The organism is Arthrobacter liuii, assembly GCF_014639275.1.
Classification (GTDB): Bacteria; Actinomycetota; Actinomycetes; order Actinomycetales; family Micrococcaceae; genus Arthrobacter; species Arthrobacter liuii.
This window is the reverse complement of sequence record NZ_BMFW01000002.1, coordinates 352,812-370,636: the sequence shown is the minus strand read 5'-3', so window position 1 is coordinate 370,636 and position 17,825 is coordinate 352,812. Positions and strand designations below refer to the sequence as shown.

The window sequence follows — 17,825 nt, the reverse complement described above, 5'->3', positions numbered from 1 at the left end:
TCAGCAGGGTCAGGGTACGGGTTTCAAAAAGCAGGGTGTACGACGCCGGCAGTACAGTCAGGTGGTCGGGCTAGCCTCCGGCTCCGGTCAGTGTGGTCCACACGCCGATGCTGCCTGCCACCACCATGACTGCCGCCGTGAACCAGCCCAGGGTGGCGGCAAGCCTGCCGTTGCGGTACTCGCCCATGATGGCCTTGTCCCGTGAAATCAGCATGGTGACCACCAGGAACGGGGCGGCGGCGATTCCGTTGACGGTGGCGCTGAAAACCAATAGCCCGATGGGGTCGGCGGAGAAGAAACTGATGAGGACGCCGGCGACCATTCCGACTCCAAGCAGCGTGTGGAACAACGGAGCGCGCCGTGGGCTGAGGTCCAGGCCCCAGTCCCTGCCGAGCAGTCCGGCCAGTCCCGCTGCGCCGGAGGCGGCGAGGACCGGGACCCCGAGGATGCCGGTGCCGATGAACCCGGCGGCGAACAGGAATGTGGCGGCCGGCCCCACAACCGGTTCCAGTGCCTTGGCCACGTCGGCAGCTGTTTCCACCTTGGTGCCGTCCCTGCCCAGGGTTGCCGCAGTGGCGGCCATGATCGAGAACATCACCAGGACGGAGAAGACCATGCCGATGAACACGTCGGCCCGGGCCTTACGGAGGGTATGGGCGGCGGCGGCCGCATCGGGCCGGTCCTTGAGCCCCACTGCCTCGTCCCCGCCGTGGTCCTCGGCGCGCAACTCCTGGACCCTGTGCGCGCTCTGCCAGAAGAACAGGTACGGCGAGATGGTGGTGCCCAGCACTGCAACGATCAAGCCAAGGTATTCCGGGGCGAAGCTGAACTTCATGCCCAGGACTCCTTCCAGGACGTCGGCCCAGTCGACGTTGGCGACGAACAGGACCGCAACATAGGCCAGGAGGGTGACGCACAGCCACTTGAAAACCTTGGCGATGACGGCAAACGAGCCGCTCATAAGCGCCACCGCGATACCGACCCCTGCAATGGCACTCCACAGGTGGTCGGGGCCGGCGCCGAGCATCTGCATGCCCTGCCCGATCGCCATCAGGTCTGCGGCGGCATTAAGGATGTTGCCCACCAGCAGGGCAACAATCAGCACCGCAATCACCACCCGTGGACGGCGGGAGAACTTGCGCCGGGCCAGCCTGCCCAGGCTTTCACCTGTGGCCAGTGCCGTGCGGTCACAGATTTCCTGGACGGCCATCATCATGGGCAGTGTCACCGGCGCAGCCCACAGCATGCCGTTGGAAAAGGTGGCACCGGCCTGCGCATAGGTGGCAATTCCTGAGGGGTCATCGTCCGCAGCACCTGTCACCAGGCCGGGGCCAAGGAGTGAACCGAAGCGGCGCAGGAGGGACTTCCGCCCAGCACCGGCCGCGTCGCCATCAATCCGGGGCCGCCCGGAAATTTCGGCCTTGCTCATCCAGTTCTCTCCACTCACCATCGACTGCTAAGCCGCCAAAGTACTAAGCAGGCTTATAATTTGTAGCCCATGGTAGGGCATGAAACTGGAAAGACCGCTTCAGGGAGAGCGGTTCAGATCCACTTGTTGTGCTTGAACGCCAGGTACAGGACCAGGCCCATCGCCACCATCAGGCCCAAGGCATAGGGGTAGCCGTAAGTCCATGCCAGCTCGGGCATATTGGTGAAGTTCATGCCGTAGATGGAGGCCACCAGCGTGGGAGCGAACAGGATGGCAGCCCACGACGAGATCCGCTTGACCTGCTCATTCTGTTCAAAGCTGGACTCCGTCATGCGCTGCATTTCATCGTTTTGCCGCTGGGCCACCAGGGCGGCGTTGACGGCGAGCGCGTTCTGGAGCAGTGCGCGGAAGGACGCCACCCGCTCGTTGAGCCGGATCACGTGGTCCAGGACGTCCCGGTAGTGGTCCCGAAGCTCAGTGGCCTGCTCATGATCCGGGGTTCCGGCGATCAAGGCCTGCAGGATACCGGCGAGTGGGCTGGTGGCGCGCTGGAACGTGATGACCTGGCGGGACAGTTCATAGATCCTGCGGGACACGTCGGGGTCCGCGCCGAACAGGTCGTCCTCGATTTCGTCAATGTCGTTTTCCAGGCCGGCCACCACCGGCTCATATTCGTCCACCACCTGGTCCAGGATCCCGTACAGCACAGCATCGGGCCCCAGCGCCAGGAACTCCGGCATGGACTCCATCCGGCGGCGGACCTTGGCCAGGTCCGGGGACTCGGCATGCCTCACGGTGACCACGTAGTCATCGCCCGCAAAGACGTGGATCTCGCCGAAGTCTACTTTCTCCACGTCATCGCGGTACCTGGCGGGCCGGAGCACCAGGAACAGGCACTCGTCATAATGCTCCAGCTTGGCCCGCTGGTGGCCGGCGAGCGCGTCCTCGATGGCCAGCCCATTGAGGTCGAACTCCTCGCCCACGGACTGCAGTTCCTCTGCGTCGGGCCGGTACAGGCCGATCCATGCCATTCCTTCCCGCTGCCGCAGCAGGAAGTACGTTTCGTCGAGGTCCGCCGGGTCCTCGGTGCGCAGCCCGTTGACGTATACCGCGTTGTCAATGATGGTCACTGCTCCGCCTCCCGTTCACGCTCCCAGTCGTCCAGCAGTGCGGGCATCCGGGAATTGAGGAACCGGTAGAACCGGGCCATCTCCCCCATCCGGGCCCGGGCCGCCGATCCTTCCGGAAGGGTTTCCGCCGTCGCATCGGTCAGGGCCGCAAGCTTTTCGTAGACCGGGCTGTTCCGCATGGACACCACGTACCACTCGTCCTTGTGCAGTGCGTAGAGGTCCCGGCGGCTGCCGGGCTGGGAGACCCGGTGCACGAAGCCCACGGTCTGCAGGTACCGCACCGCCCCGGAAACAGCCGCGGCACTGGCACCCAGCCGTTCCGCGAGCTCCGCAGCGGTGAGACTGCCCTGCTCCGATGACACGAGGGCCAGCAGCGTCCGTGCCGGCATCTTGGGGAACCCGGCCGCGGCGAAGGCGGCCGCAGTCCTTTCGGCAGCGGCTGCCGTCACGCCGTCGGGAACAACGACACCAGCAGGAACAACGACGCCGGCAGGGGCTGAAACCGAGGCATCGGCACTCATGCCGAGCCCACCTCCCTCCGTCGCATCACGGCAACGGCCAACCCGCCCGCAGCGGCGGCAATGGCAAGCATCCACCAGGCGCCGCTCCAGTCGGTGTCCGCTCCGTGCGGAACCGGCGTGTGGGTGAACGGGGACAGATTGCGCAGGCTCTGGTCCATGCCGAGCATGCCGCCGAAAATGCCCAGCATCACCCCCACTGCCAGCAACGCCCAGCTCGCGGCGATGGTCGCGGGAGGCCAGAGGACAAACACCAAGGCGGGAACGGCCAGATAGATCAGTGCCGCCGGCAGCTGGGCCAGGGCCGTTTGCCAGAGCGCATCCGCAGGCATGGACGCATCACCGGATCCGGTGAGCGTCACCCAAGCTCCCACTCCTGCCAGTCCGACCACCAGCACCACAGCCGCCGCGCCGAGCACCAGGTACCCGGAGAGCCACCGCACCCGGCCCACCGGCACGGCCAGCAGCAGCTCCGCGGTTCCTGCCGCTTCCTCCTGCCGCAGCCTGATCACGGCCTGCAGGGCACAAGCCGCCGCCAGGACCCCGGCCACGGAGAACAGTACGGAGACCATGAGCTGTGTCTGCGAGGTTCCCTGCGACTGGAGCATCTCCCTCATGACGGCAGTGATGTTGGTCTCCGGGGTATCGACGGCGGCAATCGCCTTTCCGAGCGATCCGGCGAGCAGGCCCAGGGCCAGGCCGCCGAGGCCCCAGCCGATGATCGATCCGGCCTGCAGCCGCAGTGCGAGCGCCGCGGGACTCCGAAGCCCCTGCCGGGCTGCGGCGCGTCCCGGCCGGGCTGCCCAGACGCTCGCTCCGCTGTCACGCACGCGGAGGATGGACCAGGCCGCCGCGAGGCAGGCGACGGCTAGTCCCAGCGGCAGCAGCAGCGGCCACGCGCGGTTCCCTGAGTAGGCATACGTTTGCTGGCCCCAGCCGATGGGCGAAAACCAGCTGGCCGCCCCTTCGGTCATGGTGGTCCCGCCAGCGCCGGGCGTCCCCGTGGCGTCCCCGATCCCGCGCAGGACGTATGCCAGGACAACCAGTGCGGCCGAGACGCCGTTTGCACCCCGTGACGTCCCCATAAACTGGGCCACCAGCAGTCCCACGCCCAGGAAGGCGAGCCCGACGGCGCCCGTTGCGGCTCCGGCGGTCAGGGAACCTTGCGGGTCCAGGCCCTGGGCAACAAAGCCGGCGAACACGGCAAGCGCCACGAGGATGTTCGCCGCGATGCCGTGCAGCAGGGTGGCGGCATTGGGGAGCAGGCGGCCGGCGGGTGTGGCGGCCACGAGTTCCGCGCCGCCGGTTTCCTCGTCGGCGCGCGAGTGCCGTACCGCCAGGAACGTGCTCATCAGGCCGGCCAACAGGGCCAGGAAGGCATAGATGAGGAAGAACGTGAAGGCCCCCTGGTCAACGCCCCGCGGCAGGCCGCGCAGCATCAGGACGGCGGGCGTTGCGATGGCCACCTGCAGGATTTCCGTGCGGCTGACCAGGTTGCCGTAAGTCTGGGTGACGGCGGCCGCGGCGAACAGCGCGAACGCCCCGATGGCCGCCACCCAGCTGACCAGCTGCCAGCGGTCCCGGCGCAGCCGCTGGCCCCAGAGAACCAGGAGGATGGCCATGTCAGTTCCGCCCCCTAGCGCCGAGCAGGTGGCGCCGGGCGCTGTGGCCCGTGTCAGCAGGTGCGGCCTCCGGCTCCGAAGGACCGGAAGCATCGCCGTAGTGCCGCAGGAAGAGCTCCTCCAGCGACGGCGGGACGATCGTCAGGCCCTGCACGCCCAGGGCGGCCAGCGCGGGTAGTACTTCGGAAATCCGGTCCGAGTCGGCGCTGAACCGGACCCGGCCGGCGTCGAGCGTCAGGTCATGCACTGCGCCCAGGCGGGCCAGCGCCTCCGCGTCCAGGCCGTCCGCCGCGAAGGAAACCTCCGACCTGGTGAGGTGCCGCAGGGAGTCCAGCGTGCCGCCGTCGACAATTTTTCCGGCGCGGATGATGCTCACCCGGTGGCACAGCACCTCCACCTCGGAGAGGATATGGCTGGAGAGCAGCACGGTGGCGCCGCGGTCGACGGCGGCGAGCAGCTCCCGCCGGAAGACCTCCTCCATGAGCGGGTCCAGGCCGCTGGTGGGCTCGTCCAGCAGGTAGAGCTCGGCTTCGGTGGCCAGGGCCGCAATCAGTGCAACCTTCTGCCGGTTGCCCTTGGAGTAGGCGCGGCCCTTCTTCGCAGGATCGAAGTCGAACTCCCGGCAGAGCCGGTCCTTCCGGCGGCGGTAGTCGGCTCCGTCCGCGGTGCCGCCGCGCAGCCGGGACAGCAGGTCGATGGTTTCGCCTCCCGACAGGTTGGGCCAGAGCCGGACATCGCCCGGAACGTAGGCCAGGCGCCGGTGCAGGTCGGCCGCCTGGGTCCAGGGTTCGAAGCCCAGGACGGTGGCGGAGCCGGAGGTTGCCCTGGCCAGGCCCAGGAGGATGCGCAGGGTGGTGGATTTCCCGGCGCCGTTGGGGCCCAGGAAGCCGTGGATCTCACCGCGCTGGACTTCCAGGTCCAGGCCGTCCAGGGCGTGGACGTGGCCAAAGTGCTTATGCAGGTCCATTGTCTGGACAACAGTGTTCATGATCCAAGTCTTTGGAGTTTTCACAAGTTTGTGAAGGCACTAAAGTCCCAATTATGAGCCCTGACAGTTCCCTGCCAAATGCGCAGGCCACCAGGTCGTTCACGGCACCCCTGTATGCGGCGGGTTTCGTCACGGCGTTCGGTGCCCACAGTATCGCGGCGGGGTTGGGCTCGCAGAGCGGAAACATCGGCCTGTCGCTGCTGAACCTCGGCATCCTGCTGGCCCTGTACGACGTGGCCGAGGTGTTCCTCAAGCCGGTTTTCGGCGCCCTCAGCGACCGCATTGGAGCCAAACCCGTCGTCGTCGGCGGCCTGTTCGCCTTCGCCGCACTGTCGCTGATCGGCCTCGGTGCTGCTGACCCGTTCATCCTTGCCCTGGCCCGGCTGGGACAGGGGGCTGCGGCGTCGGCGTTCTCGCCGGCGTCGTCCGCCATGGTGGCAAGGATGGCCCGCGGTGGAAAGGCGGGCACCTACTTTGGCCGGTACGGGTCCTGGAAGAGCCTGGGCTACATCATTGGTCCGCCGCTCGGCGCCGGCCTGATCCTGGCCGGCAGTTTCCCCCTGCTGTTCGGCACGCTTTCGGGGCTTGCCGCCGTCACAGCCGTGTGGGTGCTGGTGTCCGTGCCGCACCTGGAGCCACTGCCGCGGACGCGGTACACAGTGATGGACCTGGCGCGCCAGGTGGGCGAGCGACGTTTCATGGTTCCCACGCTGGTACTGGCCGCCTCCACCGGTGCGCTGGGCGCCGCCGTCGGCTTCCTCCCGGCACTGGCCGCGCGGCACGGTCTGGACGCCTTCGCCGGCACAGCCGCGGTGAGCGTGGTGGCGCTGGGCTCGATCCTGACCCAGCCGTGGATCGGCAGGCTGCGGGACCGCAATGCCGTGACCGACAACAAGGGCACGACGACGGGCCTGCTGCTGGTTGCCGCAGGCGTGGGTCTCGTTGCGGGCGCCCCGGGGGCGGTCACCATTTTCGTCGCTGCCGCGTGCATTGGGACGGGCATCGGCGTTGCCACCCCGCTCGGCTTCGCCCACCTGGCGGACACCACGCCGCCGGGGCGGATGGGACGGACCATGGGCTCGGCCGAACTGGGCCGCGAACTGGGCGACGCCGGCGGTCCCCTGCTAGTGGGCGGCATCGCCACGGCCACGGCACTGCCGTTCGGGCTCGGCGCACTGGCGGTGCTGGTGGCCGCGGCGAGCATCCCCCGGCTGGACCCGGTCAAACCCACGCCGGGCCCCTGAGCGGCCGCCCAGCTTTTTGTGTCACCCTTAACCGCGATGACTTCTTCACGGCAACTACCCACCAGGATTCCGGCGCGGCCTGCCCCGGGCTCGGCGTCCCTGTTCGTGCTGTCCACCTTGGCCTGCATTGCAGGGCTGGTTGCCACCTATTGCTTCTTCGTCCAGACCGCCACGGGCCAGTTCATTGACGAGTCGGCGCTGGCGGAAGCGGTGGAGATCCACGGGCCCGCAGGCAAGGCCGCCACCCAATTCCTGGATCTGCTGCCCACCATCTCATTGGTGATGGCCGCCGTCGTGGTCCTGTTTGTCACCGTCATCCGGCGGCACTGGGCGGAAGCCGGAATCGCTGTGGCCGCGTGCGTCAGTGCCAACGTGGCAACCCAGGTGCTGAAGGACCTGCTGCCGCCGCGCCCGGACAAAGGCGTTTTGACGCTGGAACTGAATTCGCTGCCGTCCGGGCACACCACGTTGGCGGCGTCCGCCGCCGCGGCCGTGTTCCTGATGGCGTCCCCGCGCTGGCGGCCCATGGCCGGCTTCATCGGCGGCAGCTTTGCCATCGCGTCCGGTGTGTCCACGCTGATCAACCAATGGCACCGGCCCGCCGACGTGGTGGCTGCGTTCCTGCTGGTGGGCGCGTTCATGATTCCGGCGGGCTGGCTGATCCTCCGCCGCGGGTCATGGAACGAATGGGACGGGTTCGATGAACACGTCGGTTCGGCCCGGATCTGGCTCACGCTGCCGGTGCTGATCGGACTGGCCTCGGCAGGGGTTGCGGTGTATTCGCTGATCCGGATAGCGCCCAGCCCGTGGCAGGAGGCGAGCACCACCAACTACTTCTGGGCGGGAATCTCGCTGATTGTCATCGCGGGTTACCTGGCCACGGTGGCCACCACGTCCCTGTTCGCGTTCGCCGCACGACGGCGGGACGCACCCCTGCGCTGACTGGTCACGCGGGTGCCACTCCCCCAACTAGGTAGCAGCAGGTGTCGTTTTGGGGCGTCAAAACGACATTAACTGCTACCTAGTTGGGTCCCGGGTTAGTCCTGGGTGTTGAGGCGGGCCAGGAGCAGGGCCTCTGCCACGATGGCGTTTTCGAAGTCGCCCAGGTGGATGGACTCGTTGGCCCCGTGCGCGCGGGAGTCAGGGTCCTCGGCGCCGGTAATCAGGATGTCCGCCTCCGGGAACAGCCTGTTGAGGATGTTGACGGCGGGAATGGATCCGCCCACTCCCATGGAAACCGCCGGCACACCCCAGGTGTCCTCCATGGCCGCCAGCATCAGGCGCGACACAGGCGACGACGCGTCCCCCGCAAACCCCTCGGTCCGCCCGCCAGGCGTGAACACCACTTCGGCGCCGAACGGCACATGATTCTCCACGTGCCGGCGGACAGCTTCCATGGCGGCGGCGGTGTCGGACGCCGCTGCAAGGCTGAGGCTGAACCTGGCCCGGGCCGCCGGCTGCAGCGTATCGGTGGACAGCGCCACGGACGGCGCGTCGATCCCGATGATGGCCATGGCCGGCTTGGTCCACAGCCGTGAGGTGATACTTCCCGAGCCCGCCAAGGGCACCCCCGGACGGACGCGCGAATCGGCCCGGAACTCGGCGTCTGACAACGGCGGACCCGGTTCTTCCGAAGCCGGCAGGCCCTCCACCGCCACGCTGCCGTCGTCGTGATGGAACGATGCGATAAGGCGGGACAGTGCGGCCACCGCATCCACCAGCGGGCCGCCGTAGCTCCCGGAGTGCAGGGCGTGATCCAGCACCCGCACCTCGACGGTGCCCAGGATCAGCCCGCGCAGGCTGGTGGTCAGCGCCGGCACGCCCACCTTCCAGTTGCCGGAGTCGGCCACCACCAGCACGTCCGCCCGCAGGAGGTCGGCGTGCTGCTGGAGGAGCAGGGGCAGCGACGGCGACCCGGCTTCCTCCTCGCCGTCGATGAATACCGTGATCCCCACACCCAGACGGCCGTCCAGGACCCGGAGCGCGTTGCGGACGGCGGCCACATGCAGCAGTACCCCGGCCTTGTTGTCCGCCACTCCCCTGCCCCACAGCCGGCCGCCGCGTTCCACTGCTTCGAACGGCGGGCTCTCCCAGAGCTCCAGTTGGCCGGCGGGCTGGACGTCGTAGTGCGCGTACAGCAGAATGGTGGGTTTGCCGGGCTGGGCTGGCCGCCGCCCCACCACGGCCGGTGCGCCGGGCGTGCCGTCCGGCCGCGGCGCCTGCAGGATGTCGACGTCGGGCAGGCCGGCACCGCGGACCAGCCCCGCCGCCTGCTGCGCGGCCTGGTCCAGCTGGGAGGGGTCGAAGGATTCCCAGGCCATGGCGGGAATCCGGACCAGCGCTGAGAGTTGGTCCACGGCGGCGGAAAAGTCGCCGCGGACGGCCTGGCGGAGGTCCGCCAGCACGTCCCCCGACTGGGGAAACAGAGATGCCACGGGCTACCCCACCCCGTGGCGCTGCAGCCACATTTCCAGCAGTGCGACCTGCCACAGGACGTTGCTCTTCACCGGGGTCCGCCGGCCGTTGGGGTCGGCCAGCAACCCGTCGATGTAGTCCGGCCGGAACAACCCCCGCTGCTTGGCCTCGGGGGCGTGCAGGGCATCGGTGACCATGGTGATGAACGGTTCCTCCAGGTGCCGCAGCGCCGGGACCGGGAAGTACCCCTTGGGCCTGTCGATCACGGCCGCCGGCAGCAACTGCCGGCCCAGGTCCTTCAGGATGCCCTTTCCGCCCTGCGCTGCCTTGAGTTCCGGCGGGCAGGAGGCGGCCAACTCCACCAGTTCGTGGTCCAGAAACGGGACCCGGGCCTCGAGCCCCCAGGCCATGCTCATGTTGTCCAGCCGCTTCACCGGATCATCCACCATCAGCAGGTGGGTATCGAGCCGGAGGACGGCGTCCAGCGCCGTTTCAGCTCCGGGGGTGGCCAGGTGGTCCGCCAGGACGCGGCGGCTGACATCGGAGCCCGGCAGCCACTCCGGCTCCAGGATCCCCAGGAGCTCCTCGTGGCTGTGGTCAACGAAGGACGCCGTGAACGCCGCCAGAGCCTGGCCCCGCGGCACCCCGGCCAGCGGCTGGTGGTAGCCGTAGCCGCCGAACACCTCGTCGGCGCCCTGCCCGCACTGCACCACCTTCAAACGCCGGGAGACGGTATCGGAGAGCAGGTGGAAGGCGGTGACGTCGTGGCTGGCCATGGGCTCGGACATGGCGCCCAGGGCGTCGCCGATCGAGGGCGCAAAATCAGCCGTGGGCACGTGGAGCCGCTCATGCCGGGTCCCGAATTGACGCGCCACCAGGTCTGAGTACTCGAACTCGTTCCCCGCGTCCCCGCCGGCGCCGTCGTCGAACCCGATGCTGAACGTGGACAGTCCGTGCTGGCCTTCGTCGGCGAGCAGGGCAACCAGGAGGCTCGAATCCAGTCCCCCGGACAAAAGGACACCCACCGGCACGTCCGCCACCATCCGGCGTCGTACTGCCGTCCGCAGCGCATCCCGCACCGCATCCTGCCAGTCGGCGGCGGACCAGTCCGTGTGCTCCGGCTTCCGGGTGTAGTCGGGCCGCCAGTATTCGCGGTCCTGCCAGGTGCCGTCCGGACGGATGGTGCGGATGGTGGCGGCCGGCAGCTTCTGCACGCCGCGCAGGATGGTGCGCGGGGCCGGGACGATCGAATGCCAGCTCAGGTAGTGGTGCAGCGCCACCTCGTCGACGTCGGTGTCGATCCCGCCGGCAGCCACCAGCGCCGGCAACGTGGACGCGAAGCGCATCTTCCCCGGCAGGTGGGAGACGTACAGCGGCTTGATGCCCAGCCGGTCGCGGACAAGGAGGACTTCCTCCCGCTGCGGATCGTAAATGGCGATCGCGAACATGCCCGCCAGGTGGTGGACAAAGCCGTCCCCCCATTTGCGGTATGCCTTGAGGATCACTTCGGTGTCGCTGGTGGAGCGGAACCCGAACTCGGGCTCCAGTGCCCGGCGCAACTCCTGGTAGTTGTAGATGCAGCCGTTGAAGGCGATGGTCAGGCCGCCGTCGTCCTCCATGGGCTGGGCACCTGCATGGGAGAGGTCGATGATGCTCAGCCGCCGGTGCCCCAATGCAACCCAGCCGCCGTTCCAGCTTCCCCTTCCGTCCGGTCCCCGGGAGGCCATGGCCCCCATGATCTTCAGAACTGCGTCCCCCGATGCCGCCCTGCCGTTGAATGCGATTTCGCCGGCTATGCCACACATGATGTTTTCCTTGCTGTTTACTGCGGTTTCCAGGGTCCTAATGCTGCGGCTTATGCGGTTCCTCCCGTACCACGCGGATGGTCTTCAGTGACGGGTCGGCGGGATCAGGCAGGACCATGCCCGCCTCCACGCCGCTCCGGAGGTAGTCGATCGCTGGCTTGTTGATCCGCTCGCCGGGCAGCAGCAGCGGCACGCCGGGAGGGTACGGGGTGGCCATTTCCGCGGCGATCCGGCCGGGCGCTTCCTTCACCGGGACCACTTCCACGGGGCCAAAGAAGGCGTCGCGGGGCAGCGTCACGGTTTCCAGGAAGAGGTCCTCCTCATCAGGGATGACGACGGCGGGCGGCCGGGGCAGGGAGGGCGCGGCATCTACCAGCGCGCGCAGGCCGTCGAGCAGCCGTTCCGCCGTGCCGTCGTCGTCGGACACGGACATAACTGCCTCGACGCGCCGGTGGTCGTCGGTGCCCAGGTCGATCCGGCAGTTCCCGCGCAGCCAGTCCGTGGCCTGGTAGCCGCTGATGCCAAGCTGCGAGACGTCGATCAGGACATGCAGGATGTCCAGGTCGTGGGAAGCTTCCTGGTGGACCAGCTCATCCTCCAGGACGTGCAGTCCCGGGATCTCCTCGATGTCCGTGCGGACGCGGCGGGCCAGGTCCAGGGCCTTGCCGATCATGGCCTTGCCCTCCTGCACCATCTGCCGCCGCCGGCCGTCCATGGCAACCGTAGATGAGGGTGTCGGCTGCAGGCCGGACAGCACCAGGCCGGACACCACCGACTTGTGCGCGTCACGGCTGATCAGGAGTTCCCCTTCGCCGCGCGTCACGGCCGGGATGGCGGCCTTGACGGAGAGGGAACTGCCACAGGTGGTGAAGAAGGCCTTGTCCGCTCCGACGGCGTCCGCCAACAGCTGTTCGGCGGTGGCCAGGTAGCCGTTGGAGGATTTCCGGTCATCCAGGCCCGAGGAGGCAACGACGTCGGCCTTGAAGCTTTGTTCGCCCAGCACCGCCAGCACGCGGGGGTCCACTACGCGGCCTTGACGGTGTGCCGGAGGGGTGAAGCCGTACCGTTTCAGCCGTTGGTGTTCGGCCAGTGCGTCGATGACGGGGGCCTGGCTCTGATCCATTTTGCGCGACATTGCACACTTCCACGCCACGCGGTCCCGCAATCGGCACCCACCCAAATGCAGTCACGAAAGCGCTTTTACGGAAGCCAGCCGGAAGGGTCCCTGGGGGCGGAAACCCGTCCGCGCTTGCTTCACCTTACCCCCACATAGTAAGCATGCTTATTTATCATCCGCAAGGATGCCTGACGCTGCAACGCAGCCATTGACGGTGTTTCCGCAGGTCAGAAGGCTTCGGGATGGACCGAGATCGCCGGCGTCGTTCCCGGCAGGAAGGAAGCGGGCGAGTCGGCAACGGACGGCGGCGTTGCCGGGCGCAGGCGGGACAGGTATGTGGCGCGGGCTGCTTCGACGAAACCCTGGAACAGCCCGTAATCCTCAGAGAGTTCCTCGGGGTGCCACTGAATGCCCATGGTGAAGGTGGCTGCCGGATATTCGATTGCCTCCACCACGTGTTCTTCCGTCCACGCGGACGCCACCAGGCCGTCGCCCAGCTTGTCCACTGCCTGGTGGTGGGCCACCGGAACCATTTGGACATCGGAACCGATCAGCTGCGCGAGCTGCGACTCAGGGCGCACCTCCACCGGGATCCGGTTGTACTGGAAGCTGCCCAGCTGGTGCTCGCTGTGGCCCACGACGTCAGGAAGATGTTGGTGCAGGGTGCCGCCGAGGGTGACGTTGAGCAGCTGCTCGCCCCGGCAGATGCAGAGCAGGGGGACGTCCTGGCGGATGGCTTCGCGGATGAGGGCCTGTTCCCAGGCATCGCGTTCGGGCCGCGGCTGGTCGGTGCTTGGGTGGAGCTCCTGTCCGTAGAGTGCAGGGTCCACGTCCCAGCCGCCCGGGATCAGCAGGCCGTCCAGCCGACTCACCAGGACCTCGATCACACCCTGTGCCACGGGCTGCGGAGGAAGCAGGGTGGGGATGCCGCCGGCGGCGATGATGGGGGCAAGGTAGGTCTCCGGCAGGAACGCGGCACTGACGGCACCACAGCCGGCGGTGTCCGCCTGCTCGAGGTAGGTGCTGAGCCCGATGACGGGCTTCACGACGGTGTCCGTGGTTTCCATCTGCTGGTGGTTTCCTTCCCTGAAAATGTGCTGCACTAAGGGTATAAGAGCACGGGCCCCGGTGAGTTTCGTTCGGATCGAAATCACATGTTATTGGCGTCACCAAGGTCCCTGGCGTCGCGTCCCATGCTTTCCCCCATGGCGGCCGCAAGCTCGATGTCGTCGAGGTATCGGGCGGCGGGGCGCCCGGTCGCATTGGCCAGCTTCCTGAGGGTAGCCAGGTGCTGGCGTGCCAGCTCGATGGCCAGCTCCTCAATCATGCTGGGGCCGTTCCGCACCACCAAATCGCTGAGGTATGCCTGGATGCGGCCGGCGGGTTGTCCCTTGGTTTTGGCTTCGGCAGCGACGAGCCTGGTAAGGGCCGCTGCGGCCACGGCGGGTTTGTCGCTGAAAAGTTCCACGTCATCCCCCCGGTAGCAATGGGCCATGTTGAAGCAGGCAACGCTAATCTAGCCTTTCCGTGCCCGGCCCGTAAGAGGCTGCGCGCCCTTATTTACAGGCAGGTCCGGGGCTCCGCCGCTTCGGGCCTCCAGGCCGACCCGCTGCCGGAGGCTTTCATACCTGTGTCAAAGGACTTTGTTGTGTGAATTCCCCAGAACCGGCCGTCCCTGGGCGGGCACGCCGCCCCACGTCTCACACTCGGGCACGTTGTGCATCACAGCCGAACTCACCTCTATGTGCGCATAGTCCCCTACCGTCAACCCGTCCCCGATGCCTGCGTTCATGCCGAGTTGCGCGCCCGGCCGATCCGCGCGCCCTCCCCGACCGAGACACGGGGGGACAGTGTGGCGAAGTCCCCCACACGAACGCTGCAGCCCACATTCACCAAGGGTTTCAAAAGGACATGGCGGCCAACTTCGGCCTGCGGGGCGATGGTGGCGTTCCGCATCACAATGCTCCCGGGGCCAATCACGGCATCCCTGGGTACCCGGACATTGGGGTCCACCACCGTGGCGTACCGGTCGTCATCCAGGCCCAGCAGCGAGAGCCGGCCAACCAGGGCTTCCCTGTCCTGCCCGGAGGGGAGGCACGCAGCAAACAAGGCGTGCCCGAACGCGGGTGCGTCGGAGATTGCGCCCATCACCACGGTGCCGTCAATGGAGGTGCCCAGGAGCCCGGGGTCATCGTCCAGGATTCCCAGGACGTCGTATTGGCCGCTGTGCCGGACCGCCGCAAGTAATTCCCGCGCCAACCCGTTCATGGTCAGCAACATCAACTCGCTCAAGGTGCGCCTCTTCCAGTCCCTGCAAATCGTGCAGGACATCATGCGGCCCGTTCACCTGCTGCTTGATAACTGGCTGTCTCCAAACCCTATGCCCGCCACGCACGGCAGGAAAGGCTGCCGGGCGCTAAGATTCGCGAGGCGGGTCCGGGCTTAGCACAGCCAGGGCTTTCTTGGGCATGTCTTGATTGAACCTTGAGGATTAGGGGGCCCTAGCTTGAGGCGGGCACTGAATAGTTGAAGGTGCCTGGCCGGCGTCTTGAAGTGGGCGCCGCCAGGTTTCTCATCTCAGGGATCGAGCCGCTTGCGCAGGAGGCAGAACTCGTTTCCTTCGGGGTCCTGCAGGACGTGCCATTGCTCCTCGCCGGTCTGCCCGACGTCGGCCCGCCGCGCTCCAGGGCCAGCAACCGTTCCAGCTCGGCGTCCTGGTCCCGGTCCACCGGGTTGACGTCGATGTGCAGCGGGAGCCTCCCCACCCGCGGATTGCTGCTCGGGCTCAGGAAGATAGTGGGCTGCAGCCCGCCGAAGCCGGCCGGCGGCCCGATCTCAATCGCCCCGTCCTCCCGGTCAGGCTCCACATAACCAAGGACGCCACGCCAGAACCGCGCGAGCAGTTCGGGGTCGGCGCAGTTCAGGACCAGTTCGCTGATACGGCATGACATGGTGCCAGTGTACGGACCGCCCGGATGCCGGGGGCGGGACGCGCAGGCGAATGGACGACGTCGGCCTCCGCCTTCGACTCGCGAATTGCCTTGCCCGAACACCAGGGGCGAAAAACGTTGCTGCGCGTCGGCGGGGATTGAAAGTCCAACCGGGGCCTGACCTGCTCTTTCATCCGGAATCCGACACGGCCGGCAGCAGGGGGCGGTATCCAGGGAAACGCTAGGAAATGGTGTAGGAGTTCAGCGGCCGTCCGGTGCTGCCATAAGTGAGGTCCAGGACCAGGAGTCCCTTGCGTTCCAGGGTGCTCAAGTACCGTTGCGCTGTGGGCCTGCTGACCCCAAGCTGCTCGGCGATTTGCGCAGCGTTGACCAGGCCGCGGGCTGCCCGGACGGCGTCGAACACTTTCTGCATGGTGGGTTGCAGGCGCGGTGCCGGGGCTGCTGCCTTGATCCCTGCCAGCCGCGCCTTGTACAAATTGTCAATGGTTGCCTGGTTTGCCAGGGATACCGACTCCAGCTCCTCCCGCCACCTCCGGTAGGCCTCCAGCTGCGTTCGGAGCCGGTCGAAGCCAAAGGGTTTGACCAGGTAGTACACGGCTCCGCTGGTCATCGCGGACTTGACGGTGGCCAGGTCCTGGGCGGCTGTGATCACGATGCAGTCAACCTGCGTTCCGGCGGCCTGCAACGACCGCAGGAGGGACAGTCCGTCCTCGTCCGGCAGATGGATGTCCAGCAGGAGCAGGTCCGGGTCCAGCCGCGCAATGGCCTCGCGCGCGGCAGCCGCGCTGTACACCTGGCCGACGCATTCGAACCCGTCCACCCGGGCAACCCGGGCTGCATGGATGCCCGCGACCCGGAAATCGTCGTCCACGACCAGCGTCTTGATCAAACGCCTACGCTCCTGTCTTCAACCGCTGCCTGCGCCGTTGCCGGCAGCCATACCTCAAAGTTACCGCCGGGCCCCGGGAACACATCCAGCGTTCCGCCTGCCCTGCGCACAATCCGGCTCACCAGGGCCAGCCCGATCCCGCGCCGCATACCCGGCCGCGGGTCCTTCGTGGAGTAGCCGTCCACCATCACCTGGTCGATCTTGTCCGCCGGGACGCCTGGCCCGTTGTCCCGGACGGCGATGAAGACACCGTCCGCGTCGTCGAACTGTACCGTGACAATGCGCGGCCGCGGCGTATTGGCGAGCGCGTCCACGGCGTTGTCCAGGAGGTTGCCCACGATGGTCACCAATTCGGTGTGGTCCACCTCGGGATGGTCCAACCGGGAGTCCGCGGTCACCTCCATCTGCACGTCCTGCTCGGCGGCAACCGCTACTTTGGCCAGCACCAATGCAGCCAGTTCCGGCGGGGCAATCGTGGCCCGCAGCCGTTCACCGAGCGACCTGGACATGGCGGACACCTGGGAGACATACCTCTTGGCCTGCTCCAGGTCCCCCATCTCCAGCAGGCCGTCAACGATGTGCAGCCGGTTGGCGTATTCGTGTTCCAGGGCACGCATCGCCTCCATCAGGCCTTGGATGGAGTGCAGGTCGCGCACCAGGCTTTCAATTTCCGTGCGGTCCCGCAGGGTGACTACGGATCCAATGCTGCGGCCCGCCGTGGACACGGGCATCCGGTTGACAACCAGCAGGGCGTCGTCGGTCAGCGCCACCTGGTCGGCTCCCGGGAGCCGGCCGGCGAGCAGGTCCCGCAGCCGGCCGTGCGGCAGCAGTTCGGCAATGGGCCGCCCCAAAACTTCCCCTTCCAGGTGGAGGAGGCGCCGCGCTTCCTCGTTGATCACTGTCACCTTGCCGCGGTCATCGAGTCCGACGACGGCCTCCCGGATTCCGTGCAGCAGCGCCTCCCGTTCCTGCAGCAGGGAGGCAATCTCGGCCGGCTCCAGGTCGAAGGTGACACGTTTAATCCGGCGGGACAGGAGCAGCGAACCGACCACGCCCAGGGCCAGGACCAGCACGGAAAACCCGGTAATCAGCCAGATGTTCTGCATCTGGTTGCTCAGCACCTCGGTGTCCTCGATTCCCACCGACACCTGGCCAATCACGGAACCGTCAGCCCCGAAGATGGGGGCCTTGGCGTTGGCGGACCGGCCAAGGCTTCCGGGGTCGAAGCCTACGTGGGTCTGGCCGTCCAGGACGGCCACCGGCTCCTCCAGCCGCCGGCCGATCAACGCCGGGTCCGGGTGGGAGAACCGCATGCCTTCCTTGTCGCTGACCACAACATAGTCAGGCTGGGCAGCGGCCATGACCTGATGGGCGATTCCATCGATGACATGGCCTGGGTCCCCGGCCGCCAGGGCGGAGCGGACCTCGGACATCTGCGCCGCGGTGGTCGCGATGCCCAAGGCTCGCAGCTGGTACTGCTGGTCCAGGGTCTGGTTGCTGATCATCGAAAAGAGGAACCCGCCCAGGGCCACCGTGAAGACCAGCAGCGACAGCGAGGCCAGGAGGATCTGGGCGGTCAGCGTTGAAAACCGGTGGCGGCCCCGGAGCCGCTGCATCACCGATCCCAGCTTCACCGGGTGCCCGGCTGCACGAGTTTTGCCGGGGAGCAGAAAACGCACAAAACGTGCACTTTTGCGGCTAAAGCACACATCTTACG

Annotated in this window: 15 protein-coding genes and 1 pseudogene; 2 read left to right on the top strand and 14 right to left on the bottom strand. The window is 67.3% G+C overall.

Going from position 1 to position 17,825, the window contains the following annotated elements:
- Positions 1-70: 70 nt before the first annotated feature.
- From IEW19_RS03735 to IEW19_RS03715, 5 genes are all read right to left on the bottom strand, one after another.
- The gene (locus IEW19_RS03735; RefSeq protein ID WP_188570323.1) at positions 71-1,429 is read right to left on the bottom strand and encodes an Nramp family divalent metal transporter; all 1,359 of its coding nucleotides are present in this window, start codon (positions 1,427-1,429) and stop codon (positions 71-73) included.
- 113 nt (positions 1,430-1,542) lie between these two features.
- Entirely contained in the window at positions 1,543-2,559 is a 1,017-nt protein-coding gene (locus IEW19_RS03730) for a magnesium and cobalt transport protein CorA (protein WP_188570322.1), read from the bottom strand.
- A complete protein-coding gene (locus IEW19_RS03725; RefSeq protein WP_229748305.1) occupies positions 2,556-3,080 on the bottom strand; it encodes a GbsR/MarR family transcriptional regulator in 525 nt (174 codons plus the stop codon). The genes IEW19_RS03730 and IEW19_RS03725 overlap by 4 nt, the downstream gene beginning before the upstream one ends.
- Positions 3,077-4,699 (bottom strand): ABC transporter permease, encoded by a 1,623-nt coding sequence (locus IEW19_RS03720; RefSeq protein ID WP_229748304.1) that lies wholly within the window; start codon positions 4,697-4,699, stop codon positions 3,077-3,079. The genes IEW19_RS03725 and IEW19_RS03720 overlap by 4 nt, the downstream gene beginning before the upstream one ends.
- 1 nt (position 4,700) lies before the next feature.
- Positions 4,701-5,687, bottom strand: a complete 987-nt coding sequence (locus tag IEW19_RS03715) for an ABC transporter ATP-binding protein (RefSeq protein ID WP_188570320.1) — start codon at positions 5,685-5,687, stop codon at positions 4,701-4,703.
- Between the two features lie 53 nt (positions 5,688-5,740).
- Between IEW19_RS03715 and IEW19_RS03710 the strand changes: the two genes are divergently transcribed.
- Positions 5,741-6,931, top strand: coding sequence for an MFS transporter (locus tag IEW19_RS03710; protein ID WP_188570319.1), 1,191 nt, complete (start codon positions 5,741-5,743; stop codon positions 6,929-6,931).
- A 36-nt stretch (positions 6,932-6,967) separates the two neighbouring features.
- Positions 6,968-7,873 carry a phosphatase PAP2 family protein gene (locus IEW19_RS03705; protein WP_188570318.1) on the top strand — a complete coding sequence of 302 codons (906 nt, stop codon included), beginning with the start codon at positions 6,968-6,970 and terminating at the stop codon, positions 7,871-7,873.
- Between the two features lie 95 nt (positions 7,874-7,968).
- Here IEW19_RS03705 and IEW19_RS03700 read toward each other — a convergent pair whose 3' ends face one another.
- The 9 genes and pseudogenes from IEW19_RS03700 to IEW19_RS03660 form a co-directional block, all read right to left on the bottom strand.
- Entirely contained in the window at positions 7,969-9,366 is a 1,398-nt protein-coding gene (locus IEW19_RS03700; protein ID WP_188570317.1) for a M20/M25/M40 family metallo-hydrolase, read from the bottom strand.
- 3 nt (positions 9,367-9,369) lie between these two features.
- The gene (locus IEW19_RS03695; protein WP_188570316.1) at positions 9,370-11,151 is read right to left on the bottom strand and encodes an N-acetylglutaminylglutamine amidotransferase; all 1,782 of its coding nucleotides are present in this window, start codon (positions 11,149-11,151) and stop codon (positions 9,370-9,372) included.
- A 37-nt stretch (positions 11,152-11,188) separates the two neighbouring features.
- Complete coding sequence (locus IEW19_RS24085) at positions 11,189-12,286, bottom strand: aminotransferase class I/II-fold pyridoxal phosphate-dependent enzyme (protein WP_308419970.1); 1,098 nt, start codon at positions 12,284-12,286, stop codon at positions 11,189-11,191.
- A 209-nt stretch (positions 12,287-12,495) separates the two neighbouring features.
- A complete protein-coding gene (locus IEW19_RS03685; protein WP_188570315.1) occupies positions 12,496-13,335 on the bottom strand; it encodes a gamma-glutamyl-gamma-aminobutyrate hydrolase family protein in 840 nt (279 codons plus the stop codon).
- Positions 13,336-13,418: 83 nt separating this feature from the next.
- The gene (locus IEW19_RS03680) at positions 13,419-13,736 is read right to left on the bottom strand and encodes a hypothetical protein (RefSeq protein ID WP_188570314.1); all 318 of its coding nucleotides are present in this window, start codon (positions 13,734-13,736) and stop codon (positions 13,419-13,421) included.
- Positions 13,737-14,056: 320 nt separating this feature from the next.
- Positions 14,057-14,560: an LbetaH domain-containing protein gene (locus IEW19_RS03675; RefSeq protein ID WP_188570313.1), complete on the bottom strand. Its 504-nt coding sequence runs from the start codon at positions 14,558-14,560 to the stop codon at positions 14,057-14,059.
- 285 nt (positions 14,561-14,845) lie between these two features.
- Positions 14,846-15,219 (bottom strand): annotated as a pseudogene (locus IEW19_RS03670) (VOC family protein).
- A gap of 220 nt (positions 15,220-15,439) precedes the next feature.
- Complete coding sequence (locus tag IEW19_RS03665) at positions 15,440-16,108, bottom strand: response regulator (protein ID WP_188570312.1); 669 nt, start codon at positions 16,106-16,108, stop codon at positions 15,440-15,442.
- Positions 16,105-17,787: an ATP-binding protein gene (locus tag IEW19_RS03660; protein WP_229748303.1), complete on the bottom strand. Its 1,683-nt coding sequence runs from the start codon at positions 17,785-17,787 to the stop codon at positions 16,105-16,107. Before IEW19_RS03660 ends, IEW19_RS03665 begins: the two co-directional genes overlap by 4 nt.
- Positions 17,788-17,825: the final 38 nt, after the last annotated feature.

What these genes read in the sequence shown, in the direction of transcription:
- IEW19_RS03720 (WP_229748304.1), bottom strand. Translation starts at nt 4,699, where the DNA reads ATGGCCATCCTCCTGGTTCTCTGGGGCCAGCGGCTGCGCCGGGACCGC.
- IEW19_RS03725 (WP_229748305.1), bottom strand. Translation starts at nt 3,080, where the DNA reads ATGAGTGCCGATGCCTCGGTTTCAGCCCCTGCCGGCGTCGTTGTTCCT.
- IEW19_RS03695 (WP_188570316.1), bottom strand. Translation starts at nt 11,151, where the DNA reads ATGTGTGGCATAGCCGGCGAAATCGCATTCAACGGCAGGGCGGCATCG.
- IEW19_RS03705 (WP_188570318.1), top strand. Translation starts at nt 6,968, where the DNA reads ATGACTTCTTCACGGCAACTACCCACCAGGATTCCGGCGCGGCCTGCC.
- IEW19_RS03735 (WP_188570323.1), bottom strand. Translation starts at nt 1,429, where the DNA reads ATGAGCAAGGCCGAAATTTCCGGGCGGCCCCGGATTGATGGCGACGCG.
- IEW19_RS03710 (WP_188570319.1), top strand. Translation starts at nt 5,741, where the DNA reads ATGAGCCCTGACAGTTCCCTGCCAAATGCGCAGGCCACCAGGTCGTTC.
- IEW19_RS24085 (WP_308419970.1), bottom strand. Translation starts at nt 12,286, where the DNA reads ATGTCGCGCAAAATGGATCAGAGCCAGGCCCCCGTCATCGACGCACTG.
- IEW19_RS03715 (WP_188570320.1), bottom strand. Translation starts at nt 5,687, where the DNA reads ATGAACACTGTTGTCCAGACAATGGACCTGCATAAGCACTTTGGCCAC.
- IEW19_RS03685 (WP_188570315.1), bottom strand. Translation starts at nt 13,335, where the DNA reads ATGGAAACCACGGACACCGTCGTGAAGCCCGTCATCGGGCTCAGCACC.